22 protein-coding genes, 1 tRNA gene and 2 other RNA genes are annotated in these 26,219 nt (G+C 57.7%); 11 read left to right on the top strand and 14 right to left on the bottom strand.

Translation table 11 applies throughout. The features are described 5' to 3' along the window. Positions 1-7: 7 nt before the first annotated feature. The 10 genes from dppC to R0140_RS01040 form a co-directional block, all read right to left on the bottom strand. Positions 8-910, bottom strand: a complete 903-nt coding sequence (gene dppC / locus R0140_RS01085; RefSeq protein ID WP_008806901.1) for a dipeptide ABC transporter permease DppC — start codon at positions 908-910, stop codon at positions 8-10. Positions 911-919: 9 nt separating this feature from the next. Next, positions 920-1,939: a dipeptide ABC transporter permease DppB gene (dppB, locus tag R0140_RS01080; RefSeq protein ID WP_008806900.1), complete on the bottom strand. Its 1,020-nt coding sequence runs from the start codon at positions 1,937-1,939 to the stop codon at positions 920-922. Positions 1,940-2,073: 134 nt separating this feature from the next. Then, a complete protein-coding gene (dppA, locus tag R0140_RS01075; RefSeq protein ID WP_012540345.1) occupies positions 2,074-3,681 on the bottom strand; it encodes a dipeptide ABC transporter periplasmic-binding protein DppA in 1,608 nt (535 codons plus the stop codon). 836 nt (positions 3,682-4,517) lie between these two features. After that, positions 4,518-4,650: non-coding RNA, RtT sRNA (locus R0140_RS01070), on the bottom strand. A 34-nt stretch (positions 4,651-4,684) separates the two neighbouring features. After that, a non-coding RNA gene (locus R0140_RS01065) (RtT sRNA) lies at positions 4,685-4,817 on the bottom strand. Between the two features lie 34 nt (positions 4,818-4,851). Next, positions 4,852-4,928, bottom strand: a tRNA-Pro gene (locus R0140_RS01060). A gap of 119 nt (positions 4,929-5,047) precedes the next feature. Continuing rightward, complete coding sequence (locus R0140_RS01055; RefSeq protein ID WP_023340814.1) at positions 5,048-6,442, bottom strand: ankyrin repeat domain-containing protein; 1,395 nt, start codon at positions 6,440-6,442, stop codon at positions 5,048-5,050. Between the two features lie 196 nt (positions 6,443-6,638). Further along, positions 6,639-8,312 carry a kdo(2)-lipid A phosphoethanolamine 7''-transferase gene (gene eptB / locus R0140_RS01050; RefSeq protein ID WP_016161940.1) on the bottom strand — a complete coding sequence of 558 codons (1,674 nt, stop codon included), beginning with the start codon at positions 8,310-8,312 and terminating at the stop codon, positions 6,639-6,641. A gap of 242 nt (positions 8,313-8,554) precedes the next feature. Beyond that, a complete protein-coding gene (locus tag R0140_RS01045; protein WP_032736523.1) occupies positions 8,555-9,760 on the bottom strand; it encodes an L-lactate MFS transporter in 1,206 nt (401 codons plus the stop codon). A 239-nt stretch (positions 9,761-9,999) separates the two neighbouring features. Then, complete coding sequence (locus R0140_RS01040) at positions 10,000-10,581, bottom strand: autotransporter outer membrane beta-barrel domain-containing protein (protein WP_162493230.1); 582 nt, start codon at positions 10,579-10,581, stop codon at positions 10,000-10,002. A 206-nt stretch (positions 10,582-10,787) separates the two neighbouring features. Here R0140_RS01040 and tag point away from each other — a divergent pair, with 206 nt between their 5' ends. Together tag and R0140_RS01030 are read left to right on the top strand one after the other, a co-directional pair. Then, positions 10,788-11,369, top strand: a complete 582-nt coding sequence (gene tag / locus R0140_RS01035; RefSeq protein WP_008806894.1) for a DNA-3-methyladenine glycosylase I — start codon at positions 10,788-10,790, stop codon at positions 11,367-11,369. After that, positions 11,347-11,787, top strand: a complete 441-nt coding sequence (locus R0140_RS01030) for an N-acetyltransferase (protein WP_008806893.1) — start codon at positions 11,347-11,349, stop codon at positions 11,785-11,787. The genes tag and R0140_RS01030 overlap by 23 nt, the downstream gene beginning before the upstream one ends. Here R0140_RS01030 and R0140_RS01025 read toward each other — a convergent pair. Then, positions 11,756-14,086 (bottom strand): molybdopterin guanine dinucleotide-containing S/N-oxide reductase, encoded by a 2,331-nt coding sequence (locus R0140_RS01025; RefSeq protein WP_032740322.1) that lies wholly within the window; start codon positions 14,084-14,086, stop codon positions 11,756-11,758. The genes R0140_RS01030 and R0140_RS01025 overlap by 32 nt on opposite strands. 167 nt (positions 14,087-14,253) lie before the next feature. On the opposite strand from R0140_RS01025, the gene R0140_RS01020 reads away from it, so the two are divergent. From R0140_RS01020 to ghrB, 6 genes are all read left to right on the top strand, one after another. Further along, positions 14,254-14,916: an OmpA family lipoprotein gene (locus R0140_RS01020; RefSeq protein WP_002921917.1), complete on the top strand. Its 663-nt coding sequence runs from the start codon at positions 14,254-14,256 to the stop codon at positions 14,914-14,916. 103 nt (positions 14,917-15,019) lie between these two features. Beyond that, positions 15,020-16,036: a LacI family DNA-binding transcriptional regulator gene (locus tag R0140_RS01015; RefSeq protein WP_008806891.1), complete on the top strand. Its 1,017-nt coding sequence runs from the start codon at positions 15,020-15,022 to the stop codon at positions 16,034-16,036. A 111-nt stretch (positions 16,037-16,147) separates the two neighbouring features. Then, positions 16,148-16,897, top strand: coding sequence for a sugar phosphate isomerase/epimerase family protein (locus R0140_RS01010; protein ID WP_008806890.1), 750 nt, complete (start codon positions 16,148-16,150; stop codon positions 16,895-16,897). 3 nt (positions 16,898-16,900) lie between these two features. Beyond that, complete coding sequence (locus tag R0140_RS01005; protein ID WP_008806889.1) at positions 16,901-17,836, top strand: sugar kinase; 936 nt, start codon at positions 16,901-16,903, stop codon at positions 17,834-17,836. Between the two features lie 104 nt (positions 17,837-17,940). Continuing rightward, positions 17,941-19,221, top strand: a complete 1,281-nt coding sequence (locus R0140_RS01000; RefSeq protein WP_008806888.1) for an MFS transporter — start codon at positions 17,941-17,943, stop codon at positions 19,219-19,221. 24 nt (positions 19,222-19,245) lie between these two features. After that, positions 19,246-20,217 carry a glyoxylate/hydroxypyruvate reductase GhrB gene (gene ghrB, locus R0140_RS00995; RefSeq protein ID WP_012540338.1) on the top strand — a complete coding sequence of 324 codons (972 nt, stop codon included), beginning with the start codon at positions 19,246-19,248 and terminating at the stop codon, positions 20,215-20,217. 108 nt (positions 20,218-20,325) lie between these two features. Here ghrB and R0140_RS00990 read toward each other — a convergent pair whose 3' ends face one another. Beyond that, complete coding sequence (locus R0140_RS00990; protein ID WP_012540337.1) at positions 20,326-21,036, bottom strand: DUF3053 domain-containing protein; 711 nt, start codon at positions 21,034-21,036, stop codon at positions 20,326-20,328. A 441-nt stretch (positions 21,037-21,477) separates the two neighbouring features. On the opposite strand from R0140_RS00990, the gene R0140_RS00985 reads away from it, so the two are divergent. The 3 genes from R0140_RS00985 to cspA all read left to right on the top strand — a co-directional run bounded on the left by R0140_RS00985 (position 21,478) and on the right by cspA (position 23,834). After that, the gene (locus tag R0140_RS00985; protein ID WP_008806885.1) at positions 21,478-22,833 is read left to right on the top strand and encodes an MFS transporter; all 1,356 of its coding nucleotides are present in this window, start codon (positions 21,478-21,480) and stop codon (positions 22,831-22,833) included. A 245-nt stretch (positions 22,834-23,078) separates the two neighbouring features. After that, positions 23,079-23,369 carry an HTH-type transcriptional regulator gene (locus tag R0140_RS00980; protein WP_002921931.1) on the top strand — a complete coding sequence of 97 codons (291 nt, stop codon included), beginning with the start codon at positions 23,079-23,081 and terminating at the stop codon, positions 23,367-23,369. A gap of 252 nt (positions 23,370-23,621) precedes the next feature. After that, positions 23,622-23,834, top strand: a complete 213-nt coding sequence (gene cspA / locus R0140_RS00975; RefSeq protein WP_000014594.1) for a transcription antiterminator/RNA stability regulator CspE — start codon at positions 23,622-23,624, stop codon at positions 23,832-23,834. A 98-nt stretch (positions 23,835-23,932) separates the two neighbouring features. On the opposite strand, the gene R0140_RS00970 is transcribed toward cspA, so the two are convergent. Both R0140_RS00970 and hokA read right to left on the bottom strand, forming a co-directional pair. Then, positions 23,933-25,552, bottom strand: a complete 1,620-nt coding sequence (locus R0140_RS00970) for an ATP-binding cassette domain-containing protein (RefSeq protein WP_032740323.1) — start codon at positions 25,550-25,552, stop codon at positions 23,933-23,935. 301 nt (positions 25,553-25,853) lie between these two features. Next, positions 25,854-26,006, bottom strand: coding sequence for a type I toxin-antitoxin system toxin HokA (gene hokA / locus R0140_RS00965; protein ID WP_032731451.1), 153 nt, complete (start codon positions 26,004-26,006; stop codon positions 25,854-25,856). Positions 26,007-26,219 lie beyond the last annotated feature (213 nt).

Below are 26,219 nucleotides of genomic sequence, written 5' to 3'. Positions count from 1 at the left end.
GAACCTCTTACTGCTTCAGTTTGGGATCGAGCGCGTCACGCAGACCGTCACCCATCAGGTTAAATGCCAGCACCGTCAGCAGGATCGCCACGCCCGGGAAGGTCACCACCCACCAGGCGCTTTGCGCGAACTGCAATACGTCGGAGAGCATGGTGCCCCACTCAGGCGTCGGCGGCTGCGCGCCCATGCCGAGGAACCCCAGCGCTGCCATATCGAGAATGGCGTTAGAAAAGCCCAGCGACGCCTGAACGATCAGCGGCGCGAGACAGTTGGGAAGTATATTGACGAACATCTGGCGCATCGCGCCGGCGCCCGCTACGCGGGAAGCGGTCACGTAGTCGCGGTTGACCTCCACCAGCACCGCGGCGCGCGTCAGACGCACATAGTGCGGGAGCGCCACGAAGGTTAGCGCCAGCGACGCGTTGACGATAGATGGCCCGAAGATAGCCACCAGCACCAGCGCCAGCAGCAGGCTCGGCAGCGCCAGCATAATATCGACGACGCGCATGATGATGGAATCCACCACCCCGCCGAAATAGCCCGCCACCAGACCGAGCACCACGCCAAGGATCAGCGACAGGACGACCACCAGGCAGCCCACCAGCAGCGACAGGCGGGCGCCGTACATCAGACGCGACAGAATATCGCGGCCCACGTCGTCGGTACCAAGCAGATGCGCCAGGCTGCCGCCATCCTGCCAGAACGGCGGCGCCAGCAGCGAATCACGGAACTGATCCGCCGGGTTATACGGGGCGAGGAAGTTGGCGAACACCGCGATGATAATCATCACCGCCACGTACACCAGACCGACGACCGCGCCTTTGTTGCGTTTGAAATAGTGCCAGAACTCCTGCAGCGGGGTCATTGGCACCGGTGCAGCAATCGCTTTATTCTCAGAAACTTGTGACATGATGGCCCCTTACTTCTTATGCCGGATACGCGGGTTCACCACGCCATACAGCAGGTCGACCAGCAGGTTGACGAGGATAATCATCGTCGCCACCAGCAGCACCCCGCCCTGCACCACCGGGTAATCACGACGCTGCAGCGCGTCGATCAGCCAGCGGCCTAAACCAGGCCATGAGAAAATGGTTTCCGTCAGGATGGCGCCCGCCAGCAGCGTGCCCACCTGCAAGCCAATGACCGTGACCACTGGCAGCATCGCGTTGCGCAGCGCATGGACCACAATCACTCGCATCCGGGTCAGCCCTTTGGCGCGCGCGGTACGAATGTAGTCTTCGCCGAGCACTTCCAGCATCGACGAACGGGTCATACGCACAATCACCGCCAGCGGGATGGTGCCCAGCACGATAGCCGGCAGGATCATATGCATTAAGGCGTCAATAAAGTCGCCCTGCTCGCCCCAGATGGCGGTGTCGATCAGCATGAAGCCGGTCAGCGGCAGAGTATCGTCAAGGAACACCGTATCGCTGATACGCCCGGAGACCGGCGTCAGGTTCAACTGCACCGAAACCAGCATAATCAGCATCATGCCCCACCAGAAGATAGGCATGGAGTAGCCGGTCAGCGCCAGACCCACGGCGGTGTGGTCAAAGATGGAGCCGCGTTTTACCGCAGCCAGCACGCCCACCGGAATACCGACGGCGACAGCGAAAATCATCGCGCAAACGCCCAGCTCAAGGGTGGCTTTAAAGCGCGGGACAAACTCTTGCCACACGGGAATGCGGCTTTTCAGCGAGATGCCTAAATCACCGTGCAGTACGCCCCAAATGTAATGGGCATATTGCTGCCACAGCGGCTTATCAAGGCCCATTTCGGCCAGCAGCTGCGCGTGACGCTCGGGGGAAATACCACGTTCACCCGCCATAATCATCACCGGATCGCCGGGGATCATATGGACGAAGGCAAAGGTGAGAAGGGTGATACCGATAAATGTCGGGATGACGAGTCCCAGACGTCGGAGAATAAACTGCAACATAACCCGGATTCTCTCTAGTGACGCCCCGCCTGGCGACAGGGCGTCTGTATTGCTCACAAAAGCATTCCCCGGAATAGCGGGAATACGCCCCCTACCTCTCCCTCGCGGGGAGAGGAGGTCAGGCATCGTGCTTATTATTCGACGGAGACGTTATCGAAGTGGTGTTTGCCCAGCGGATCCACCACATAGCCTTTGACTTCTTTACGCACCGGCTCATAGACGGTGGAGTGGGCGATGATCAGCGCCGGAGCCTGGTCATGCATCACTACCTGAGCCTGTTTGTACAGTTCAATACGCTTGTTGTGGTCGTCGGTAGCGCGGGCCGGCTGAATCAAATCTTCAAACGGCTTATAGCACCAGCGCGAGTAGTTGGAGCCGTCTTTCGCTGCGGCGCAGCTGAACAGGGTCGCGAAGAAGTTATCCGGATCCCCGTTGTCACCGGTCCAGCCCATCATTACGGTCTGGTGCTCGCCCGCTTTCGCCCGCTTCAGATATTCACCCCACTCATAGGTGACAATCTTGGCCTGGACCCCGACTTTCGCCCAGTCAGCCTGGATCATTTCAGCCATACGGCGAGCATTCGGGTTGTACGGACGCTGTACTGGCATTGCCCACAGGTCGATGGTGAAGCCTTTTTCCAGGCCCGCTTCTTTCAGCAGCTGTTTCGCCTTCTCCGGATCGTAGGTGTAATCCTTAACGTCGTCGTTATAGCCCCACATAGTCGGCGGGATCAGGTTCTTCGCCGCCTGGCCTGCGCCCTGGTAAACGGCTTTGATGATCGCTTCTTTGTTGACCGCGTAGGTCAGCGCCTGACGAACTTTGACGTCGTCCAGCGGTTTCTTCTCGGTGTTGAAGGAGAGATAACCGACGTTCAGGCCCGGCTGTTCCAGCAGGGTAATGTTCTTATCTTCCTTCATGCGCGCGATATCCGCCGGGTTCGGGTACGGCATCACCTGGCACTCATTTTTCTGCAGCTTGGCATAGCGCACGGAAGCGTCCGGGGTGATGGAGAAGACCAGACGATCGATCTTCGGCTTGGTACCCCAGTAGCCCGGGAAGGCTTTATACAGAATGCGGGAATCTTTCTGGTACTGCAGCAGCTGGAATGGGCCGGTACCGATAGGATTGAGGTCCACTTTTTCCGGCGTGCCGGCTTTCAGCATGTTATCGGCATACTCTTTCGAGAGGATAGAGGCGAAGTCCATGGCCAGGTCAGCGAGGAACGGCGCTTCCGGGCGAGTCAGGACGAACTGGACGGTTTTATCGTCCACTTTCTTCACTTCGCTAATCAGGTCCGGTAACCCCATCCCTTCAAAGTATTCATAGCTGCCGCCGGAAACTTTATGGTACGGGTTATTGGTATTCTTCTGGCGATCGAAGGAGAACACGATGTCATCGGCGTTCAGGTCACGGGTTGGTTTGAAGTCTTTATTATCTTGCCACTTCACGCCCTGGCGCAGATGGAAAGTATAGGTTTTGCCATCAGGACTGACTTCCCATTTCTCAGCAAGCCCTGGAATAACTTCCGTGGTACCGGTTTTAAATTCGACCAGGCGATTATAGATCGGTACGGAACTGGCGTCATAGGTGGTGCCAGAAGTGAAGAGCTGTGGGTTAAAGCCTTCCGGCGAGCCTTCAGAACAATAAACCAGGGTTTTCGCTTGCACGCTGGCGGCGACGGTCATGGCGACCAGGCTCAGACCAAGCTTCAGCATCCCTGATTTCTTCAAGGAAATACTCATTATTCTGCTCCAAAACTGTGATGTTGTTTGCATATATCCGCCGGACCTTTATTTATTTTTATTCGTCCTATTTCAAACAACGGATGCGTTGGCTGCGCTCGATCATCCCAGTCACATCGTTATCTATGCTCAGGGGAGCTCGTACACTTGCCGCCTTTCCGCAGCTCGAACTATTTAGAATATACCCGGTCCAGTCGGTGGTGCCCGAAGGCGTAGAGAGAGATGGGGATTCCTTTCGCAAAAACGACTGAGTTGCAGTACGGATTCTCCATGAAATGCCCCTCATGCCCTACAATCTGTCAACAGAATGGGGAAACGTCAATACAGCCAGCCGGGTTTTACATCCAGCGTGAGAAACGGCAGGCAAAGATTAAAAAAACTTCAAGGCGCTATTTTCAGCAGAGAAATTTATGCTACGGGTCAATAAGCAGAATAATGACCTTAATAATTTGCAACACGCAGAGGGAAACAATTCCAACAAATGAGAAAAATTTCTTGCTGTGTGACCAATATGTGAGCGATTAATAGCGCGAACGTTAAAGCGCACAGCGGAAAATGCTACATTTAGCCATAAGCTTCGCGAAAAAAGATCTGTTCATCGATAAAAAAATGCAATGGAAGATGTCACAAAATAGCGAATAGCTGGCTGGAAACGTGGGTAAAGTCGTTTATTGTGATTTTGGTGGTAATTTTGGCCAGTGGCGCACTGATGATGCCCGGCGGCGCTGCGCTTGCGCGGGCCTACGGAACACAAGTCGAACTCTGCCCCCGGAGGTTCTCATCCTCACAGGCCTCAGATGCAAAAAAGCCTGCTCATTGAGCAGGCTTTTCGAATTTGGTCGGTGATAGAGGATGACTCACCACTTCGTGGCTCGCCCTGCGGGCCGTTGCTGACGCAACGTTCTCTCGCTTCGCTCGAGTCGAACCTCCTGCCCCCGGAGGTTCTCATCCTCACAGGCCACAGATGCAAAAAAACCTGCTCGTTGAGCAGGCTTTTCGAATTTGGTCGGTGATAGAGGATGACTCACCACTTCGTGGCTCGCCCTGCGGGCCGTTGCTGACGCAACGTTCTCTCGCTTCGCTCGAGTCGAACCTCCTGCCCCCGGAGGTTCTCATCCTCACAGGCCACAGATGCAAAAAAACCTGCTCGTTGAGCAGGCTTTTCGAATTTGGTCGGTGATAGAGGATTCGAACCTCCGACCCCTTCGTCCCGAACGAAGTGCGCTACCAGGCTGCGCCAATCACCGAATGCGGGGCGCATCTTACTGCTGGGATGCCTACCCGTCAATGCCTTATTTTCAAAAAATCGCTCAACCGGCGAGAAACTCAGCAGCCTGAGCAGCGAATCGTCGGTTGGTCATCGTTTTCAGCGGCAGGTCACCTCAAACGCTTTGCGATACTCGGATACCTTACAGGTCACCGGCTCACCGAGATAGGTCGAGCCCGCCGGGTTGAATTTAAATTCCCCCAGCAGCATCGTCAGTTCCCCCAGCTCCGGGCAGGATTGCTGATGACGCATAATATCCGGGCGGGTATCGTTATTCACCGCGCGGGCGATGTCGCTGTATGCCAGCTTGTCGGCAAAGGCATTAGCACAAAACTGCAGTTCGCTTTGCGCCATATGCGCGGCCTGCCCCTTCAGCTCGGCATGCTGCGCCAGCAGCAGCTGGCGAACCTCGCCGGCCCGGCTGTAACCGATCGCCGTATAGCCGGCCTTATTGCTGAGGTTGACGCTGGCGCCAGCCTCAAGCAGCGCCTCGACATTGGCTTTATTATTCATTTTGACCGCCAGCATCAGCGGGCTGAGGTCGTTGGCGGAGAGCTGGTCCACCTTTGCGCCGCGCTGCACCAGCGCCGCGATCACCGCAGGCGACCCCTGACCCGCCGCCACCTGCAGCGCCGTGAGTCCTTCACGGTTCGGCTTATCCACCTCCACACCGGAGGCCGACAGCGCCAGCACCAGATTGGGATCATCCCCCGCCGCCGCCAGCATCAGCGGGGTGGTGCCGGATTTATCCGCCAGGCTGGTGTCCGCCCCGGCGTTGGCCAGCGTCGTGATGGTTTCCGCCGAACGCGCGTGATCGACCGCGAGGAAAAAGGCCGATTCCCCTGACGCATTGACGGCCTTCACGTCCGCCCCATGCCTGATCAGCAGCGCCACGATCTCGTCGACGTTCTTCTTAAACGCGCCGGGCGCCAGTTGTAACGCCATGTCTTCGGTCATCAGCGCGCGGTTACCCGTCGCCAGCGATTTCGCCGCCGTTGCGCCGACAATTTTATCCAGCGCGCTCTCCTTCTCGACAGGCGCATCGGGCTTTTTCATCGCCAGAATATGCTGATAGTCGTTTCTGACGTCCCCGCCGTCGGCAATGGCGGACATCAATGCCGTACTCTTCTCGACGCTGGTCTGATTTACCGACGCGCCGGCCTGGAGAAGATCGCCGATAATCGCGGCATCGCTGCCGCGCGCCGCCGCCAGCATCAGCGCCGTGACGCCCTGGCGCGTCTGGAGATTCGGCTTCGCCTGACGCTTAAGCAGTAACGCTACCACATCACGACGATTTTCCGCGGCAGCGACCATCAGGCCACTTAAGCCGGTTTTATCCTGACCATCCACATCGATGCCATTATTCAGCATGGCTTCGATCGTCGCTGGCGCATCGTATTTACAGGCCAGCAGGAACTGGCTGGTCTCTTCCTCAGACTGGCAGCCCGCGAGCATCAACAAGCACAGTAAGGCCAACCCCTTTATCACCTTCATCCTTTCTCTCCATGAAAAGTTTGTGCACAGGGGGAGCGAGAAAACTGGAGGGTAATCAAAGAAGAAGAGGCAACCTGCCAGACACATCCACTGTGCGAAAAAAATCCCTCGCGCGGCGTCAGCCGGCGAGGGATTAGCTTATCCTGGGCTCAGGAAGGGAGAACAGACCCGAGAATCTGAAAATAAACCCCGTGCCTTACTTTTTCCACCGGCACCAGTTGTTATTCTCATTGATCCCGCCATCCGGCGAGGTATAGCCGAGACAGCCCATAATGGTGTCATACAGCTCGACGTGACGGCGCGGCACCTTCATCGCAGCCTGCTGCTGCAGATGGGCAAACGCGGCGGCATGATCGGGGTTCTCCAGGTATTTATCCGACATCCACACCATCATCGGCACGCGGAACTGCTCCGGCGGCGCCATCTTGCGCGGCGTTCCGTGCAGGTGTTCGCGTTCATTAATCGACTCCCCATGATCGGCGGCATAGAACACAATCGCTTTCTTATCCCGCAGCTGGTCGAGGACGCTGACGATAAAGTGATCGACGTAGGTCACGCTGTTATCGTAGGAGTTAATCAGCTCCGCTTTCGAGCACTTGTTGTCGACGCCGACGCACTCCGGCTTCCACTGGGCGAAGCTGCGCGGGTAGCGTTGGGTGTAGTTAAAGTGAGACCCTTTGGTGTGGAGAATGATCAGGTGCTTACCGGAGGCGTTGCCCTGCGCCATACCGCGTTTCATCTCCTCCACCAGCAGCATATCGTCAACGCTCTTACCGCGGTTGCGCGGCTCGGCGCCAATTTGCTCGCGGTAGGCGATATTGTTAGCCATCGTGTTGCTGTAAAACCACATCTCGCTCTGCATGGCATAGAGATTGCCGTTGAAGCCCAGCTGATGCAGCACGGCAAAGACATTCTGCTCTTTGAGCGTTCGCTGCGGGTTATCCTCCGCCCCGCCCTGACGCACAAACATACAGCGTAACGACAGCTTGGTGGCGGTATCGCAGGAGTAGCCGCGGAAAGCGACAAGATTCTTCTCTTTCTCCAGCTCTGGCGTGGTATTGCGGCTATAGCCGAGGATGCCCATATGGTCCCAGCGGGTCGTTTCGCCAATGATAAACACCACGTAGGTGTCATCCAGGCCTTCCGGCGCGACGTAGGTAAACTTCTTCGCCGGGTTAATCAGCGATTTATTATCCGAGGATTCATCCACCTGCGCCCAGGCGTACAGCCCCAGCGCCGACAGCCAGTTTGATGGCAGATAGGAGTTGGCGATCACCCCGCCATAGCTCGGCATATCCACTTCCGAATGGCGCTCCACATCATGCTGACGCAGCTCAAGCAGGCGAATGGGACCCCAGACGATGAGCCCGGCCAGCACGACGATCAATACGTTTTTAACCCGCTGCCCCGGGGTGCGCAGTTGGCGCAGCAGCGTATGGCGGCAGCGGTTGCTCCAGATGAACAGCAGCGGCGGCGCGCTCACCACCACCAGCCAGAGGATCAGGTGCCAGCCAATGACCTCTTTCGACAGGTCGATATCGGTGGTCATCACCGAAGCGATAATTCCGTAGCCAATCACCACATTGAGGAACGTCATGTAGTAACTGGCGGCGGCGGAAAACAGGACAATCAGCGTCGCCAGAATGCGCCAGATGCGGCGACCAAACAGTGACAGCAGACGTAACAGGAAGAAGGTGACAAAGACCGTGGCGACCAGTTCAACGACACCGGAAAGCCCTTTCCAGAAAGTGAACTCTTGAGCATAACCATCGAAACGCCGGAAAAAAACGGCGATGTTCATAAACCAGCCGATGTACAGCGCCAGCCAAAAACTAAGCTTCTGCTGCGTCATCGTTCTAATATATTTCATGCAAGCAAACCTGGAAAAAGAAGAATAAAACACCGCCTGACGCTGTGGCACGAGTCAGTAGGCTAATAGGGTGCGTTAGGGTTGGTTATCAGAAACCTCTACAAAGCGCGATAAGTAGACCACAGGGAACGGGAAAAGTATCAGGAGGGAATGTGATCCAGCCAAACATTTACAAAACATTTGGCTGGATTGGCACTATTTGCTTAGGGGATTAACCAGGGGCACGTTTCGCGCTGCAGGTTTCAGGCGTGCGCCTCGCTATAAACACTGCCTTTCGGCTGACGGATGGTGGTGGACAGCGCCAGCGACAGAATCAGCAGGGCGAAGATCACGCAGAAGGTCACGTAGAAGCCGCCGAACAGCGAAGCGATGAGAGAGCCGCAGATGCTGCCGATACCAAAGCCCAGATAAATCACGCCGTAGTTTTTCGCCAGATTGTTCAGGCCAAAGAACTCACTCACCAGCGACGGGAAGACGGTGATGGTGCCGCCGAAGTTAAAGGCGACGCAGGCGATGGCGGCGAAGAAAGTCATGGCATTCAGCGGGGCGAACAGCAGCGCGGCCATCCCTACCAGCGACACGATCTGACCGAGGGTAATCACACGAATGCGGGAGATCTTGTCGGACAGGATGCCTAACACCAGGCGGCCGCTAAGGTTAGCAATCGAGATAACGGTTACCGCGTTTGCCGCCGTGGCGACATCCAGGTGGACCATCCCCTGGGCAATATCTTTCGCCACGCCAATCACGTACAGTCCGCTCATGCAGGCCGTCAGGAACATCACCGCCAGCATCCAGTACTGCGGTTTGCGCATCGATTCGGCGAGAGTAAAGTCATTTTCCACAACGCCGTTGGCCGCGGTGGTCGCCGTATGATTCGGCGCATCTTTCATCAGGGTCGCGCCAAAGACGATCATCACCAGCACGATAGCGCCCCAGATGACGAAGGTTTTTTCCAGGCCGACGGTGGCCAGCAGATGGGAATCAATGAATTTGAACCCCAGGCTGCCGAGCCCATAGGAACCAATGGAGAAAGCAGAGATCAGCCCTTTACGCTCCGGGAACCACTTCACGCAGTTCGACAGGGTCAGCAGATAGCCGGCGCCGTCCGCCAGCCCCACCAGCACGCCCGCGCTCAGCCACAGCATCATCAGGCTGTTGGAGTGCGCGGTCAGGAAGAAGCCCAAACCGAGCAGTATCCCGGAGGCCATGGTCACACGCTTAACGCCAAAGCGTTCCTGCAACTTCCCGGCGACCGACGAGGAGAGCGCCAGCCCGAGGCTCAGCAGGCCAAAGGAGAAAGCCACCTGGCTGACCGGCTCGCCCAGTTTGTCAGACAGCGAACTATTAAACAGGCTCCAGGTATAGACCGAACCGAGAGCAAATTGGGTGATGATGGTGCCGATTAGCGTAAGCCAGCGGATCGATTGACGGTTTGCAGCGTTCATAGCAGTTGTCCTGATAAATTAACTGCCGCCACAATAGCGAAGGCCCCTCATCCTGTGGGGAAAAAGGCATGAACTGCCACCAGCAGGGAATGAAATGCATTAATGGCGGAACGAATGACATTGCAAAACATTCATTCCGCGAATTTCAGGAAAAAAGTTAGTGTGCGCTATCTCACAGAAATGCGCCATTACTGAGATTTAACAATAACCGCGTCGTTTCAAACGCGTAACAATATCGGTCAAAAGTTGGCGCTGACGCCCATCAAATAGAGCGTATTTTCCCCGGATGGGACATTGTCCGCCTGCGACAGCGTCGCCCATGCCGCAACATGGGATCCCAACCGCATATCGGCGCCCAGGGTGACATCACTCCAGCCACCCTCTCTGGCGCGGGTCGTCGGCGACCAGGCATCGCTGGTAAGCGACTGGTTATAGCTCACCTGAGCCCAGGGATGCACGCCCCACAGCGACTGATAATCCATGCGCCAGCCGAGCGTGTTGACATACCCCGTCTCGCCAGCGCTTCTCGTCACTGGCGCGGTGACGTCACTGCGCAGGCTGGCCACCGGCCCGGAGGTCATGCCATTTGCCAGCAGATAATTCCAGCCAACGCTCTGACCACGGCTGCTGTCCGGTGGCGCCAGCGCCTGGTTTAATGCCAGCCCGCCAGGCGTCTCTGAGGACTTCATCCGCTCAGCGAGAATATCTTCGTAACGTGGTTGGTGATCGCTATCCCATGTATAGCGTTCCGGCGTATTACTTTTTGTATCGATAGCGATATATTCCTGTTGCCAGGCATTCGCTCCAGAGACACACGTCATCCAGACGGATACGCTCGCCGGGAACAAGAAGCCCCGGAGGCCATTGCATTTCTTTATTATCATTAATGCGACTCCAGAAAAGAGCCGAATCGGCAATATTGCTGTGTTTTTTTTGGGGATACGATTTCCCTGTATTAACTATTATCTTTATCTTTCAGCCGTCAAGCCGGGGCGTCCACTTTTTTAGCGCAGAGGGAGAAATAGCTATGCAACGTTGCGGATGGGTGAGTCAGGATCCGTTATATATCGAATATCACGATACCGAATGGGGTGTGGCGCAAAAAGAGGGCCGCCAGCTGTTTGAAATGATCTGCCTGGAGGGCCAGCAGGCCGGTTTGTCATGGATCACGGTGTTAAAAAAACGGCAGAACTACCGTCAGGCTTTTCACCAGTTCGACCCGGTGCGCGTGGCAGCGATGGGGGAAGACGATGTCGAGCAGTTGCTGCAGAATGCCGGCATCATTCGCCATCGGGGAAAAATCCAGGCCATTATCGGCAATGCCCGCGCCTATCTGGCGATGGAAGAAAATGGCGAGTCGTTCACTGATTTTGTCTGGTCCTTCGTCAACAATGAGCCGCAGGTGACCTGCGCCGCGACGCTGGCGGAGATCCCCACCACGACGCCGGCCTCCGATGCGCTGTCGAAGGCATTGAAAAAACGCGGCTTTAAATTTGTCGGCTCGACAATCTGTTATTCCTTTATGCAGGCCTGTGGGCTGGTCAACGACCATATCACCGGCTGCTTCTGTCACCCTGGAGGTCAGGATGATCCGCAAGTGGGACACTAAAGATACCGCGCCGCTGCTGGCCCTGTGGCTGGACAGCACGATTCATGCCCATCCTTTTATCAGCGAAAGTTACTGGCGCGACAGCGTCGCGGTGGTACGGGATGTCTATCTTCCCGCCGCCAGCACCTGGGTCTGGGAACGCGATGGGGAATTAAAAGGCTTTGTTAGCGTGCTGGACTCCCGCTTCGTCGGCGCGCTGTTTGTCGCGCCGGACGCCATCCGCCAGGGCATTGGCCGGGCGCTGCTGGATGAAGTCAAACAGCACTACGCCTGGCTTAGTCTCGAGGTTTACCAGAAGAACGAATCGGCGGTCAGTTTCTACCATGCGCAGGGCTTCCGGATTGAAGACTGCGCATGGCAGGACGACACTCAGCACCCGACGTGGATTATGCGTTGGCCGGCGGATCAAATGCTGTAAGCGGCAGCGTCGGGCCGGTATATTTCTCCAGCCACGCCAGGGCGGTGTTCCCGGCACAGCCGTTGCCCAGCCGGGATGTCGGGATATCTTTGGTTAAGACATTCACCGCCCCGTTTTTGCAGATGCCCACCCGCGGATCCAGGTCGGGCCATGCCCCTTCATGCAGGCAAATCACCCCCGGGCGGATCCCCTCCGTCACCACCGCGCCGGCCAGCACCTGACCACGGGCGTTCCACACCCGCACCAGATCGCCATCGGCAATTCCCCGGGCCCGGGCATCCTGCGGATGAATAGTCACCGGTTCGCGTCCGGCGACAGCATAGCGTTCGCGCAGCGCGGTGTGGTTCAGTTGACTGTGCAGACGGTGGGCCGGATGGGCCGACAGCAGCTGCAGCTGCCCCGCCTCAGCGTTGCCATGCCACTCGTCGGGCTCCAGCCACATCGGGTGCGGCGGGCAATCGGCGTAGCCAAAGGCGGCGATGGTCGGCGAGTGGATCTCAATTTTACCGCTCGCCGTTTTCAGCGGATTAGCCTGCGGATCGGCGCGGAAGGCGGCGAAGCGCGCAAAACGGGCATTCTCCGGCTCCTCTGGCATCTCAATCAGCTGGTTAGCCTGCCAGAATTCGGCAAACGGCGGCAGCGTCACCTGCTGGTGAGCCCCGCGCTGGGCGGCGATCTGATAGAAGGTCTCCAGCCACTGCAAATCACTCTTCCCTTCGGTGAAGCGCTCGCGGCCGCCCACCTCCCAGCGTTCGCTGAGGTCGGCAAAGACCGCGAAATCGTCGCGCGCTTCATCTCGCGGGGCGACCACCTGCTTCATCGGCACCAGATGCTGATTGCTGTAATCTCCAGTCATGGTCAGATCGTTGCGCTCAAACGAGGTGGTCGCCGGCAGGACGATATCGGCATGGCGCGCGGCGGCGGTCCAGAAGCATTCGGAGATGACGATCAGCTCCGGCTTCTGCCAGGCCTGAATCAGGCGGTTGGTGTCCTGATGATGAGTAAAGTTGGCCCCGCCGGCCCACCAGATAAAGCGAATATCGGGGAAGCGACGCGCCATGCCGTTGTGCTGATACTCTGCCCCCGGATTCTCCAGCGCCTCGACGATCCGCGCGACCGGGATCTTCTCCACCGCGTCCACGCCCCCGGCGACGCTTCCCTGCATCGAGCCCAGTACCGCCGCGCGGCGCGTCGGGTTGCCGCCGTTGGCGAAATGATAGGAAAGACCAAACCCGCCTCCCGGGGTGCCAATCTGCCCCAGCATGGCGGCCAGGGTGACCAGCATCCAGTGCTTCTGCTCGCCATACTGCTGGCGCTGCATGCCCCAGCCAGACATCAGCATGGTGGTATTTTCATGGAAAATTTTCGCCAGTTCACGGATCTTATCCGCTTTCACGCCGCAGATCGCCGCCGCCCAGTCAGCGGTTTTCGCTACGCCGTCGCTTTCGCCGGTCAGATAGCGGGCAAAAATATCGTAGCCGCTGGTGCAGCGGGTAAGAAACGCATCATCCTGCCAGCTATTCTCCACCAGCGTATGGGCGATCCCCAGCATCAGCGCGACATCGGTGCCCATATGCGGCGCGATCCATTCCATCGAATCGCCAAAGAAATCGACGGTTTCCGATCGCATCGGATCGATGCAGATCAGGCGCTTACCGCTCTGGCGCAGCCGGTCGAACCACGGGATCCCCTGCTCGTCGGAGGCGTTCCAGGCAATTTTCAGCGTGTTCAGCGGGTTGGCGCTCCACAGCACCACCACTTCGCTGTGCTCGAGCACCAGCGGCCAGCTGGTCTGCTGCTGATACACCTCATTCCCGCCCACGACGTAAGGCATGATCGCCTGCGCCGCGCCAGTGGAGTAATCGCCAAGATGGCCGGTATAGCCGCCCGCCAGGCTCATGTAGCGCTGCAGTAGGGTGGCCGCCTTATGCAGGACGCCGTTAGAGCGCCAGCCGTAGGAGCCGGCGAAAATCGACTGCGGACCGTAGCTTTCGCGGATCCGCCGATGCTGGGCGTCAATTAAATCCAGCGCCTGATCCCAGCTCACCCGCACGAATTCATCCTGACCGCGTACCCCCTGGGGCTTGTCCGGTGAAGCAAGGAAGCCTTTGCGCACCATCGGATAGCGCACGCGGGTTTTGCTGTGGACCTGATCGCGCACCGCCGTTTGCAGCGAGTTGGCAAACGGTGTCGCCAGCGCGCCGCGGGAAGAGAGGACGTTTTCACCGTCCGTTTCCACCAGCATCGGTCCCCAGTGGGCGGCGGTTAAGATGGTTTTGGTTGCAGATGAGGTTGGCAAGGGCGGCTCCTGGTCAGCGAATGCAGGTGTCATGACGGCGTGATGGGCAACCGTTCAATGTTATTTACAAAATGAGATGGTATCCGGGGAATTTTCTACGTAATCACGCGTCATAATCAACCGTCACGTTCGCTGTGACAAAGAATAAAAAGGATTAAGGACATTAAATGAAAAAACGCGTACTTATGATTGCGGCGCTGGTCAGCGGCACTCTGGCCATTTCTGGCTGCACCACCAACCCCTATACCGGTGAACGTGAAGCAGGTAAATCCGGTATTGGCGCAGGTATTGGCTCCTTAGTGGGCGCTGGCGTCGGCGCGCTCTCCTCTTCCAAACATGACCGCGGCAAAGGCGCGCTGATTGGCGCAGCGGCCGGCGCGGCGCTCGGCGGCGGCATTGGTTACTACATGGACGTGCAGGAAGCGAAGCTGCGCGACAAAATGCAGGGAACCGGGGTCAGCGTGACGCGAAATGGCGACAATATCGTGCTGAACATGCCGAATAACGTCACCTTCGACAGCAATAGCGCCAACCTGAAGCCGGCCGGCGCCAACACCCTGACCGGCGTGGCCATGGTGCTGAAAGAGTACGAGAAAACCGCTGTTAACGTCGTCGGCTACACCGACAGCACCGGCAGCAAGGATCTGAATATGCGTCTGTCGCAACAGCGTGCAGACAGCGTCGCCAGCGCGCTGATCACTCAGGGCGTGGCGGCCAATCGCATTCGCACCACCGGCATGGGGCCGGCGAATCCTATCGCCAGCAACAGCACGGCGGAAGGCAAAGCGCAGAACCGTCGCGTGGAAATTACCCTCAGCCCGCTGCAATAAGCGCATCCTCATGTCGCCCGGCAGCCGCTCTGCCGGGCAAAATGCTTGATATCGCTATTTTTCGCGCTAAGGTGTTGGCAGATTTTCAGCAAAGGAAGCCACCATGGCGAAAGCGGCGCGTGCAACTATCAGCGATGTGGCGAAAGCCGCAAAGACCGGCAAAACCAGCATTTCACGTTATCTTAACGGCGAGAAGCATCTGCTTTCCGACGATCTGTTATCACGTATTGAAAAAGCCATTGCCGAACTCGACTACCGCCCCAGCCTGATGGCCCGCGGCCTCAAACACGGCCGAACCCGCCTTATTGGCCTGATCATCGCCGATATCACCAACCCCTACTCGGTCAATGTCATGAGCGGCATTGAAGCGGCCTGCCGGGAAAAAGGCTTCACCCTGCTGGTGTGTAATACCAATAACGAGCTGGATCAGGAACTGCACTACCTGGACCTGCTGCGCAGCTACCAGGTGGAAGGCATCGTGGTCAACGCAGTCGGTATGCGGGAGGATGGCCTGAACCGCCTGCAGCAGTCGGCCCTGCCGATGGTGCTGATTGACCGTAAAATCCCCGACTTCGCCTGCGATGTGGTCGGGCTTGATAACGCCCAGGCCGCCACCACCGCCACCGAACACCTAGTGGAGAAAGGGTTTGAGGCCATCCTGTTTCTCAGCGAACCGCTGGGCTCGGTGAATACCCGCCGCGAGCGTCTGAGCGCTTTTCGCGCTACCCTCACTCGTCACCACGGCGTGGTGGCTGAAAACGCCGAAGTGCAGCTCAACGACGGCGCGATGATGGACAACGTCCTGCGCCAGTTCCATGCTCGCCACCGCGGGATGCGCAAAGCGGTCATCTCCGCCAACGGCGCCCTGACGCTGCAGGTGGCCCGCGCTCTGAAGCGCGTCGGCCTGATCTGGGGGAGCGATATCGGCCTGCTGGGCTTCGACGAACTGGAGTGGGCGGAGCTGGCTGGCGTCGGTATTACCACCCTCAAACAGCCGACGTGGCAGATCGGCTACGCCGCGGTCGAACAGGTGATTCGGCGCATTGCCGGCACTAACGACCCCATCCGCGAGCGGGTCTTCTCCGGCGAGCTTATCGTCCGCGGATCAACCTCCCGTTAACGATCCTTCGTGATGCCGATCATAAATTAAACATCTCGCCCTTTCTTATGGAACCGATACCATCTAGCGTATTAAGGAGATTAAGCAACAAACGCCGGGAGTAAGAGCGCGATGGCCAGAAAAATTATTGTCGTTACCGCTGCGTATGGTAATGACCATGTTAAATCCTTAGGCGGCCAGGCCGCTGTCCTGCCGTTCATCGCCGACGCCGGTGCGGACGGTGTCGAAATCCGCCGCGAGCTGTGCAGCGCGGAAGAGCTCAACGCTCTGCCGTCGCTGGCGGCCACCATTGAGCGCCACGGCCTGCTGGCCTGCTACTCCGCGCCGCAGGCGCTGTTCGCCGATAACGGCGAGCTCAACCCGGAACTCCCGGCGCTGCTCGCGGAAGCGCAAACCCTTAACGCCCTGTGGCTAAAGCTCTCCCTTGGCCATTTCCTTCACAATCAGCAGTTGGATGAGCTGCGCGAGATCCTCCGCGACAGCGGCATGGCGTTGGTGGTAGAGAATGACCAGACCGACTGCGGCCAGCTGGCGCCGATGCAGCGCTTCAAAGCCGCCTGCCGGGTCCATCAGTTGCCGGTCACCTTAACGTTTGATATGGGCAACTGGCTGTGGGTCGGCGACTCGCCGGAAGAGGCGGCACGCCACCTTGCGCCGGCGGTCAGCTATATTCATGTGAAAGCGGCGGAGCCTCATCATGAGAAATTCCGCGCGGTACCGCCGGATCAGGCCGCCGATCGCTGGCTGGCCCTGCTCGATAATCTTCCTGCCGACGCGCCGCGTGGAATCGAGTTCCCGCTGACTGGCCATGACCTGACGGCCGTGACCCGCCGCTACGTCAACCTGTTACGCGAGGATTAAGCCGTGGAAAATTTAGATGTCATCACCATCGGCGAAGCCATGGCCATGTTTGTCGCCACCGAAACCGGCGATCTGGCCGAGGTGGAGCATTTCATGAAGCGTGTCGCCGGCGCCGAACTGAACGTCGCCACCGGCCTGGCGCGCCTGGGTCTGAAGGTCGGCTGGGTCAGCCGCGTCGGCAACGACAGCTTTGGCCGCTTCGTACTGCAATCGCTGGCGAAAGAGGGGATCGATAGCCACGCTGTCGCCATCGACAACCGCTTCGCTACCGGTTTCCAGATGAAATCGAAAGTCGAAAATGGAACCGATCCCATTGTGGAGTATTTCCGCAAAGGCTCTGCCGCCAGCCATCTGTCGCCGGACGATTTTCGCGCCGACTACTTCACCAGCGCCCGCCATCTGCACCTGAGCGGCGTGGCCGCCGCGCTCTCTGAAAGCTCATATGCGCTGCTGGAGCATGCGGCGAAGGTGATGAAAGCCGAGGGAAAAACCCTCTCTTTCGACCCTAATCTGCGCCCGGTGCTGTGGAAAAGCGAAGCCGAGATGGTGGAGAAACTCAACCGTCTCGCCTTCCAGGCTGACTGGGTTTTGCCAGGCTTAAAAGAGGGCGTGATTCTCACCGGCCAGCAGACCCCGGAAGGGATCGCCGATTTTTATCTCTCCCGCGGCGTCAAGGCGGTAGTCATTAAAACCGGCTGCGACGGCGCCTGGTTCAAGAGCGCCAGCGGCGAACAGGGAACGGTTGATGCCATTAAAGTCGAAAACGTCGTCGATACCGTCGGCGCCGGCGACGGCTTTGCCGTCGGGGTGATTAGCGCCCTGCTGGAAGGCAAAACCCTGCTTCAGGCGGTGAACCGCGGCAATAAAATCGGTTCGCTGGCGATTCAGGTCCAGGGCGACAGCGAGGGGCTCCCCACCCGCGATGCGCTGGGCGAATAACATTTATACGCAACAATAACAGCCGTCCTGTACCCTACCTGCAGCGCGGCACAGCAGCGTCCGTTTCGACGGACGGATGTCACCTCATTGATAGAGGCAAGCCTATGAATAGCTCAACAAATGCAACGAAACGCTGGTGGTACATCATGCCTATCGTGTTTATCACGTATAGCCTGGCGTACCTCGACCGTGCCAACTTCAGCTTCGCCTCCGCGGCAGGCATTACCGAAGACCTGGGCATCACCAAGGGGATCTCCTCCCTGCTGGGGGCCCTGTTCTTCCTCGGCTACTTCTTCTTCCAGATCCCCGGCGCTATCTATGCGGAGCGCCGCAGCGTTCGCAAACTGATCTTTATCTGCCTGATCCTCTGGGGCGGCTGCGCCTCGCTGACCGGTGTTGTGCATAATATCCCGGCGCTGGCGGCCATTCGCTTTATCCTCGGCGTCGTCGAAGCGGCGGTGATGCCGGCGATGCTGATCTATATCAGCAACTGGTTCACCAAATCAGAGCGCTCTCGCGCCAACACCTTCCTGATCCTCGGTAACCCGGTGACGGTCCTGTGGATGTCGGTGGTCTCCGGCTACCTGATTCAGGCCTTCGGCTGGCGGGAAATGTTCATCATCGAAGGGGTGCCGGCAGTGATCTGGGCCTTCTGCTGGTGGGTGCTGGTAAAAGACAAACCGTCGCAGGTTAACTGGCTGGCGGAGAGTGAAAAAGCCGCGCTGCAGGAACAACTGGATCGTGAACAGCAGGGCATCAAAGCGGTGCGTAACTATGGCGAAGCCTTCCGCTCCCGCAACGTGATCCTGCTCTGCGCGCAGTACTTTGCCTGGAGTATCGGCGTGTACGGTTTTGTACTGTGGCTGCCGTCGATTATCCGCAGCGGCGGTGAAAATATGGGGATGGTGGAAGTGGGCTGGCTCTCTTCTGTTCCCTATCTGGCGGCGACTATCGCCATGATCGTGGTCTCCTGGGCGTCCGATAAAATGCAGAACCGTAAGCTGTTCGTCTGGCCGCTGCTGCTGATTGGCGGACTGGCCTTCATCGGCTCCTGGGCGGTCGGCGCCAACCACTTCTGGGTGTCTTATACCCTGCTGGTGGTGGCCGGTGCGGCAATGTATGCGCCTTACGGCCCCTTCTTCGCCATTATTCCGGAAATGCTGCCGCGCAATGTCGCCGGGGGCGCCATGGCGCTGATCAACAGTATGGGCGCCCTGGGCTCCTTCTGCGGCTCGTGGTTTGTCGGCTACCTGAACGGTGCCACCGGCAGCCCCGCAGCCTCCTATATTTTTATGGGGGTGGCGCTTTTCGCCTCAGTATTGCTGACTTTGATTGTTAAGCCTGCTAATAATCAAAACATTCCGCTTGGCGCTCACCACGCCTGAACTATTTCTACTACGGAGATTCGCATGAAGCCGTCTGTCATTCTCTATAAAACGCTTCCCGACGACCTGCTACAGCGCCTGGAGGAGCACTTTTCCGTCACTCAGGTAAAAAACCTGCGGCCGGAGACCGTTTCGCAGCATGCAGAGGCCTTCGCCCAGGCTGAAGGCCTCCTGGGCTCCAGCGAAAAGGTTGACGCCGCGCTGCTGGAGAAGATGCCGAAGCTGCGTGCGACCTCTACCGTTTCCGTTGGCTATGACAACTTTGACGTCGAGGCGCTGAACGCTCGCCGGGTGCTGCTGATGCATACCCCGACCGTACTGACCGAGACCGTCGCCGATACGGTCATGGCGCTGGTGCTGAGCACCGCGCGCCGGGTAGTGGAAGTGGCGGAGCGCGTCAAAGCGGGCGAGTGGACGAAGAGCATTGGCCCGGACTGGTTCGGCAGCGACGTGCACCATAAAACCTTAGGTATCGTCGGCATGGGCCGCATCGGTATGGCGCTGGCGCAGCGCGCCCACTTCGGGTTCGGCATGCCGATCCTGTATAACGCGCGCCGCCAGCATCCGCAGGCGGAAGAGCGCTTCAATGCCCGCTATTGCGATCTCGATACCCTGCTGCAGGAAGCCGATTTCGTCTGCTTGATCCTGCCCCTGAGCGAAGAGACCCACCATCTGTTCGGTCAGGCGCAGTTTGCCAAAATGAAATCTTCCGCCATCTTCATTAACGCCGGACGTGGCCCGGTGGTGGACGAGCAGGCGCTGATCGCTGCTCTGCAGGCGGGTGAAATTCATGCTGCCGGCCTTGATGTCTTCGAACACGAACCGCTGGCAAAAGACTCGCCGCTGTTAACCCTACCAAACGTTGTCGCGCTGCCGCATATCGGCTCTGCCACCCATGAGACGCGCTACAACATGGCGGCCTGCGCGGTGGACAACCTGATCGATGCCCTGAACGGTAATGTAGAGAAAAACTGCGTTAACCCGCAGGTCAAATAAGCCATAAAAAAACCCGGGTAGCGGCGGCAATCGCCCTCCCCGGGTTCTTTTTGCATCTTATCCATCATCCTGCTCGTTCGCCGCAGCCAACGTCAGCCAGATGAGACATTAACGGGTGGCGTTCACCGCTGCCGTCCATGCCTGATTAAACGCCTGATGCTGCGCCGCCAGCGGCCCAATCAGCGCATTGTACTGGCTGGCCTGCTGCGAGGTGGGGAACTGAATGCCGTTGGCCACAAAGCTCACCTGGGTCCCCTGCTGAGCGACAAAATCCCCCACCTGAACCAGCTGCTGGGTAAAGATTTGCGCGGCCGGGATCAGCGGCTGCAGCGCGTCAGCTGGCGCGGTCACCACCTTGGCGTAAACCTGATCGAAGACCGGCTTAAGATCGTCAGCCTGCTTCAGAGCGCTATGCGCGGCATCGGCCTGCATTTTCGCATTCTGCAGCTGCTGGCTGAGCACGCCCAGCGCGCCGTTCGCCTGACGCAGTGGCTCACGCTGGGTCATATAGTCCTGCGGGACGCGGATAGCATTGACGCTGTCCACCACCGGGCGCAGACCAGCGTCCATCGCCTGGCTCACCTGCTGCGAGTAACCGTAGATCACCGCGTAGTCAGAGACAAAAGGCCCAAACTGTTTTTTCTGATCGGCGGTCAGCGTCGGCAGACGTTCACCGCTACGCATCGCCGTATTCTGCAGGAAGTCGATAAACGCTTTGCGCTGATCGCCTTCTTTATCAAAACACCCACTCAGGCTAACCACCATCAATAAGGCCGCCATAGCCGCAAACCAGCGAGAGCAGGACTTTCCTGTCGCCATTTTTTTACTCCTTTCAGCCAAAAAAAGCGCACAACGACACACACGTGCCAGACGCTGACAAGGATAGTCCAGCTCGGCCTCGCAGGATACCCTTTACTGCTAATCTTACGCAGGAAAAACGCCATTTCGCACGCCATCGTCGCGGTGTAGAACGTCTGTTATGCACATCACAAATATAGTCATCACATTCTGCGAGCGAAGTTTATATAACCATCTGATTTTTATGGCACTAAAAAAGTTTCCGTACGACGTGGCGTCCTAAAACGGACGATAATCGCACGCTTTGGCGCGCGCCTGCATTGCCTGCCCCCCACTTCAATGATTTGATGAATGAGCGATTAACGGCGATACGTTCGATTATCGCACAAATCAAACTCAATGACGCGAGGACGACGATAAAAACAGACCTCTGTCCCTCGCTCAGTCTGCCAGGAAAGCCGTATGACTAAGACAACCATCGACATTCAGGCCTTTATCAACGAGCACCCCTTCACCCGCTACCAGTGGATGATCCTTGCGCTCTGCTTTATCACCGTCGCGATGGACGGATTCGACACCGCGATCATCGGATTTATCGCCTCCGACCTGGTACAGGAATGGGGCGTGGAAAAATCGGCGCTCGGCCCGGTGATGAGCGCCGCGCTGGTGGGCCTGGCGGTCGGCGCCTTAACCGCGGGGCCGCTGGCTGACCGCATCGGCCGCAAAAAAGTGCTGATTATGTCGATCGTGGTGTTCGGCGGATTCAGCCTGCTTACCGCCTTCGCCACCAGCCTTAATCAGCTGACGCTGCTGCGTTTCCTGACCGGTCTCGGGCTCGGCGCGGCGATGCCGAATGCGGCCACCCTGATGAGCGAATATGCGCCGGAGCGCCGTCGGGCGCTGCTGGTGAACCTGATGTTCGTCGGCTTTCCGATGGGATCATCGCTGGGTGGCTTTTTATCCGCCTGGATGATCCCGCACTATGGCTGGCAGAGTGTGCTGGTGCTGGGCGGCGTGATGCCCCTCCTGCTGGCCGTAGCGTTAATTTTTCTGCTGCCGGAGTCTGCCCGCTATCTGGTGGTGAAGCAGCAGCCGGCGCAGCGCATTGCCGCCATCCTGAAACGCATCGCGCCGCTGCCGGAGGCGGTGGAATTTGAGCTGCGCGAAGCAGGCCAGGTGAAAGAGAAATCGGCCATCGGCGTCATTTTCTCCCCACGCTACGCGGTGGGTACCGTGATGTTGTGCCTGACCTACTTTATGGGCCTGCTGATTTTCTACCTCCTGACCAGCTGGCTGCCGCTGCTGATCCGCGAAACCGGCGCCTCGATGAGTCAGGCCTCCATCATCACCGCCCTGTTCCCGCTGGGCGGCGGGATTGGCGTACTGATCCTTGGCGCCCTGATGGACAAGATCAATCCCAACAAGGTGGTGGCCGTCGGCTGGTTGCTGACCGGCGTTTGCGTCTGCCTGGTGGGTTTCTCCACCAGCAGCCTGGTGCTGATGGGGGTGATGGTGTTTATCGCCGGTAGTATTATGAATGGCGCGCAGTCGTCGATGCCCGCGCTGGCGGCAGGCTTCTACCCGACGCAGGGGCGCGCCACCGGCGTCGCCTGGATGCTGGGTATCGGCCGCTTCGGCGGGATCCTCGGCGCGTTCAGCGGCGCCTTCCTGATGCAGGCGCAGCTCTCCTTTGAAACCATCTTCACTCTGCTGGCCATCCCGGCGTTCCTGTCAGCCCTCGCGCTGCTGATCAAATACCGGGTCAGTAAATCCGCGCCGGCGACGAAAGACGACGCGAGAGGTCTGCAGAAAGCCTGATTGTTAAGCCGGCGGCCCGCGCCGGCTTTGCCGCTTTTTTCTTATCCGTTTACAAAAATTTTCGAAGCCATCTCATCGCGTTAGTAATCATTCTCTTAGGCTCCACTGCCGTTTGGCTGCCGGGGCCGATTCGATAGCCTGTTGGCAAATAATCACGGACGTTACCATCCGCTGCACGATTTTCTGACTATTCTTAAAGAGCTTTATAAAAAATCTCTTCCGCTGTGTGATAAAAGGAGTTCTCAATGGAATATAAAGATCCCGTGTTTGAACTGCTGAGCAGCCTGGAACACATCGTATTTAAGGATGATAATCAGAAACTTACCTCAAACCGTAAGTCCACTGTGTTTAGTGAATTTGAGCAGCTGCGTAAAGGCACTGGACTTAAGATTGACGACTTTGCCAACGTCATGGGCGTGAGCGTCGCCATGGTAAGAGAGTGGGAGTCGAGACGGGTTAGACCGTCTCCCACCGAGCTGAAATTGATGCGCCTGATTCAGGCCAATCCACAGCTTTCACGACAGTTACTCGATTAATCCAGCGCGCAGCGGCATGGGTCAGTAAGGGGGCTTTTGCCGCTGCACCGTAAAAAAAAGTTTGCTATCAGGTGCTGAACGTGCGTTAATGCTCGCAGGTTTGATGTACAGACCACAGAGCAGTCGAATAGAGCAGTCCTTCTAAGGTTATCCAAAGATACCCCCGTAGTGAACTTTCCCTTTATCGCTTTAAATCTGTAGTCCAGACCGCTACGCCGCAAGGCTCACTTATTTTTTTAAAGGTAATTCACTATGTCCGGTAAAATGACTGGTATCGTAAAATGGTTCAACGCTGACAAAGGTTTCGGCTTCATCACTCCTGACGATGGCTCTAAAGACGTGTTCGTACACTTCTCTGCTATCCAGAACGATGGCTACAAATCCCTGGACGAAGGTCAGAAAGTTTCCTTCACCATCGAAAGCGGCGCTAAAGGCCCGGCAGCTGGCAACGTAACTTCTCTGTAAGTTCAAGCAGCTAAGAATCGAGAATCCCTGCCTGATGGCGGGGATTTTTTTTATCTGTCGCCAACAGCCGCCAGCATACGATGGCGGCTGTTGGGCATTCAGAGCAGGGAAAAGTGCCAGCCCGTCTCCCGCCACGCCAGGCTATGGGTCAGCTTCAGACCGTGTAAAAAAGCCTCATCATGTGACACCACCAGCATCGCGCCTGGAAACGCCGCCAGCGCGCTTTCAATAGCCTGTGTCGATGCTAAATCGAGATGGTTGGTCGGCTCATCCAGCAAAAGCAGCTGAGCGGGATCGCGTCGCCAGAGCACGCACGCCAGGGCCGCTTTCAGACGCTCGCCGCCGCTGAGCGTCGCCAGCGGCAGAGTGACCTTATCCGCGCCAAGCTGGAGCTGCGCCAGACGGGTGCGCAGAAGGCCCTCATCCAGCGGGGTATCGTCCAGGCTCAGGTGCGCCATGACCGATAACGACAGATCCAGCTGCGTCAGATGTTGATCCAGATAAGCCGCGCTCACCGACAGCCGGACATCGCCTGAGACGGCCTGCTCCAGCCCCAGCAGCGTTTTCAGCAAAGTGGTTTTGCCACAGCCGTTCGGTCCCTTTAGCGCAATACGCATCGGACCATCCATACGCCAGTCCAGCGGCGCAGCGGGTGAATGGGCGAGCTGCAATGCTTCCACCACCAGAACCTGCTTGCCGGCGGCCACTTCGCTACCCGGCAGGGTGAACATCACCGGATTGTCGTCTTCTACCCGCTCCCGTGCCTGCTGCACGGCGGCATTCAGACTGCTGTTCTGTTCACGATGCTGACGGCGCAGCGTTCCCGGGCGCTCTTTTGCCGCACCTTTGTACTTCACACGTTCAAACGAGGCGATATTTAGCGTATCAACGGTCCGCAGCGTCTGAGCCGAGCGCCGCTGCGCGGCGTCATGCTCCTTTTGCATTCGCGCGCGGGTGCGCCGTCGCTCGGTCACAGCATGCTCCAGCGCCGCGCGCGCAGCCTGCTGCTCCGCCATACGCTGGCGCTGATATTCATCATAGTTGCCGCCGTAGCTGTGCAGCGCAGTCGGCGTCAGCTCAATAATCCTCGGCATCCGCGCCAGTAACTCGCGGTCGTGGCTGGCGATCAGAGCCCCACCCTGCCAGCTTTCCAGTTGGTGATAGAGCCACTCCCGTCCCTGGCGGTCCAGATGGTTGGTGGGCTCATCCAGCAGCAGATAATCGGCGCCGGAGACAAAGGCGCCGCACAGCAGAGCCTTCATCCGCTCGCCGCCGCTGAGTGAAAAAGCGGGACGATCCGCAGAGAACGGCGGGAGAGCGGCTTCATGGAAAGCTAAACTCAGGCGATCGGGGAGATCCCAGTGGCCATCCAATAGATCGAAATCGGCAGCCAGCACTTGACCCTGTTCAAGGCGAGACAAGGCATCAAATATCGGCGCATAGCCCAGCAGCGCCGCGAGGGTCATCTCTGGCGTGACGTTCGGCTGCTGCGCCCCCCAGGCAATAGAAGCCCCGCGCTCGATATAGCCGTCGGCGGGGGAATCCAGACCGGCCAGCAGACGTAACAGACGCGTCTTACCAACGCCGTTACGGCCGACCAGGCCGCAAAGCGACGATTCCAGCGATAAATTCAGCGGACCAAAAAGCGTATCTCCCGTCGCAAACTGACAGGTGACCTGATGTAAAACAAAAGCGGGGATGTGGGCGCAATGAGCCATAAGCACTCCTGAATGAAATCAATACTCCCCTACCCGCAACATCTGCGAGGTAAGGCGTGAAATTCATCAGTCGTGTTTGTTCATTTGTGGGGCGCGCTCCGGTGAGACGAGGAATTCGTCGGGGCATAGGATAGCCACACTCCGGTATGCGTTGCAAGCCTGTTTTATTCAACGATCGTGTAAAAATAAAAAGGCCTCCTGATATCAGGAGGCAAATGATTTATTTGGTGAACAATGAAAGGGTGCATTGAGAATGCCTGACACTGCAAGCATGGTGGGGATAGATCCCCACCAGATGCTCTTACTGTTTAATATCACAGGCTAAGAATGCCACCAGCTCAATATTTCCCTGCCTGACCTGTAATTCACATAGCGAATCACGAACCATCCAGGTCAATAATAAAATAGTGAAGCAAATCACTACTAAGCCAAACAACAGATACTTTTGCGGCATTCCTCGCCTCCAGTGTTGATTTTCAACAAGTAAGAGGCTACTCTTATGGTGTTCATGCATAGGGGAGCCTCACTTTGATTACTATCAGGTGGGGCTTTTCTCTGTCTGTCTCCCGCTGAATACCTGAGACACACAGTCTCAAGCACCCGCCGCCATTCTAGCGTAAATACCTCACGGAATTATGTTTATATATTCCTAAAACATTTCTTATCG

Origin of the sequence: Klebsiella sp. w6 (assembly GCF_033100215.1) — a bacterium.
GTDB lineage: Bacteria > Pseudomonadota > Gammaproteobacteria > Enterobacterales > Enterobacteriaceae > Klebsiella > Klebsiella variicola.
Note: the sequence above shows the minus strand (reverse complement) of the source record. Positions and strands in the feature narration are given on the sequence as shown.

What these genes read in the sequence shown, in the direction of transcription:
- dppC (WP_008806901.1), bottom strand. Translation starts at nt 910, where the DNA reads ATGTCACAAGTTTCTGAGAATAAAGCGATTGCTGCACCGGTGCCAATG.
- dppB (WP_008806900.1), bottom strand. Translation starts at nt 1,939, where the DNA reads ATGTTGCAGTTTATTCTCCGACGTCTGGGACTCGTCATCCCGACATTT.
- dppA (WP_012540345.1), bottom strand. Translation starts at nt 3,681, where the DNA reads ATGAGTATTTCCTTGAAGAAATCAGGGATGCTGAAGCTTGGTCTGAGC.
- R0140_RS01055 (WP_023340814.1), bottom strand. Translation starts at nt 6,442, where the DNA reads ATGAAGGTGATAAAGGGGTTGGCCTTACTGTGCTTGTTGATGCTCGCG.
- eptB (WP_016161940.1), bottom strand. Translation starts at nt 8,312, where the DNA reads ATGAAATATATTAGAACGATGACGCAGCAGAAGCTTAGTTTTTGGCTG.
- R0140_RS01045 (WP_032736523.1), bottom strand. Translation starts at nt 9,760, where the DNA reads ATGAACGCTGCAAACCGTCAATCGATCCGCTGGCTTACGCTAATCGGC.
- R0140_RS01040 (WP_162493230.1), bottom strand. Translation starts at nt 10,581, where the DNA reads ATGACGTGTGTCTCTGGAGCGAATGCCTGGCAACAGGAATATATCGCT.
- tag (WP_008806894.1), top strand. Translation starts at nt 10,788, where the DNA reads ATGCAACGTTGCGGATGGGTGAGTCAGGATCCGTTATATATCGAATAT.
- R0140_RS01030 (WP_008806893.1), top strand. Translation starts at nt 11,347, where the DNA reads ATGATCCGCAAGTGGGACACTAAAGATACCGCGCCGCTGCTGGCCCTG.
- R0140_RS01020 (WP_002921917.1), top strand. Translation starts at nt 14,254, where the DNA reads ATGAAAAAACGCGTACTTATGATTGCGGCGCTGGTCAGCGGCACTCTG.
- R0140_RS01015 (WP_008806891.1), top strand. Translation starts at nt 15,020, where the DNA reads ATGGCGAAAGCGGCGCGTGCAACTATCAGCGATGTGGCGAAAGCCGCA.
- R0140_RS01010 (WP_008806890.1), top strand. Translation starts at nt 16,148, where the DNA reads ATGGCCAGAAAAATTATTGTCGTTACCGCTGCGTATGGTAATGACCAT.
- R0140_RS01000 (WP_008806888.1), top strand. Translation starts at nt 17,941, where the DNA reads ATGAATAGCTCAACAAATGCAACGAAACGCTGGTGGTACATCATGCCT.
- ghrB (WP_012540338.1), top strand. Translation starts at nt 19,246, where the DNA reads ATGAAGCCGTCTGTCATTCTCTATAAAACGCTTCCCGACGACCTGCTA.
- R0140_RS00990 (WP_012540337.1), bottom strand. Translation starts at nt 21,036, where the DNA reads ATGGCGACAGGAAAGTCCTGCTCTCGCTGGTTTGCGGCTATGGCGGCC.
- R0140_RS00985 (WP_008806885.1), top strand. Translation starts at nt 21,478, where the DNA reads ATGACTAAGACAACCATCGACATTCAGGCCTTTATCAACGAGCACCCC.
- R0140_RS00980 (WP_002921931.1), top strand. Translation starts at nt 23,079, where the DNA reads ATGGAATATAAAGATCCCGTGTTTGAACTGCTGAGCAGCCTGGAACAC.
- cspA (WP_000014594.1), top strand. Translation starts at nt 23,622, where the DNA reads ATGTCCGGTAAAATGACTGGTATCGTAAAATGGTTCAACGCTGACAAA.
- R0140_RS00970 (WP_032740323.1), bottom strand. Translation starts at nt 25,552, where the DNA reads ATGGCTCATTGCGCCCACATCCCCGCTTTTGTTTTACATCAGGTCACC.
- hokA (WP_032731451.1), bottom strand. Translation starts at nt 26,006, where the DNA reads ATGCCGCAAAAGTATCTGTTGTTTGGCTTAGTAGTGATTTGCTTCACT.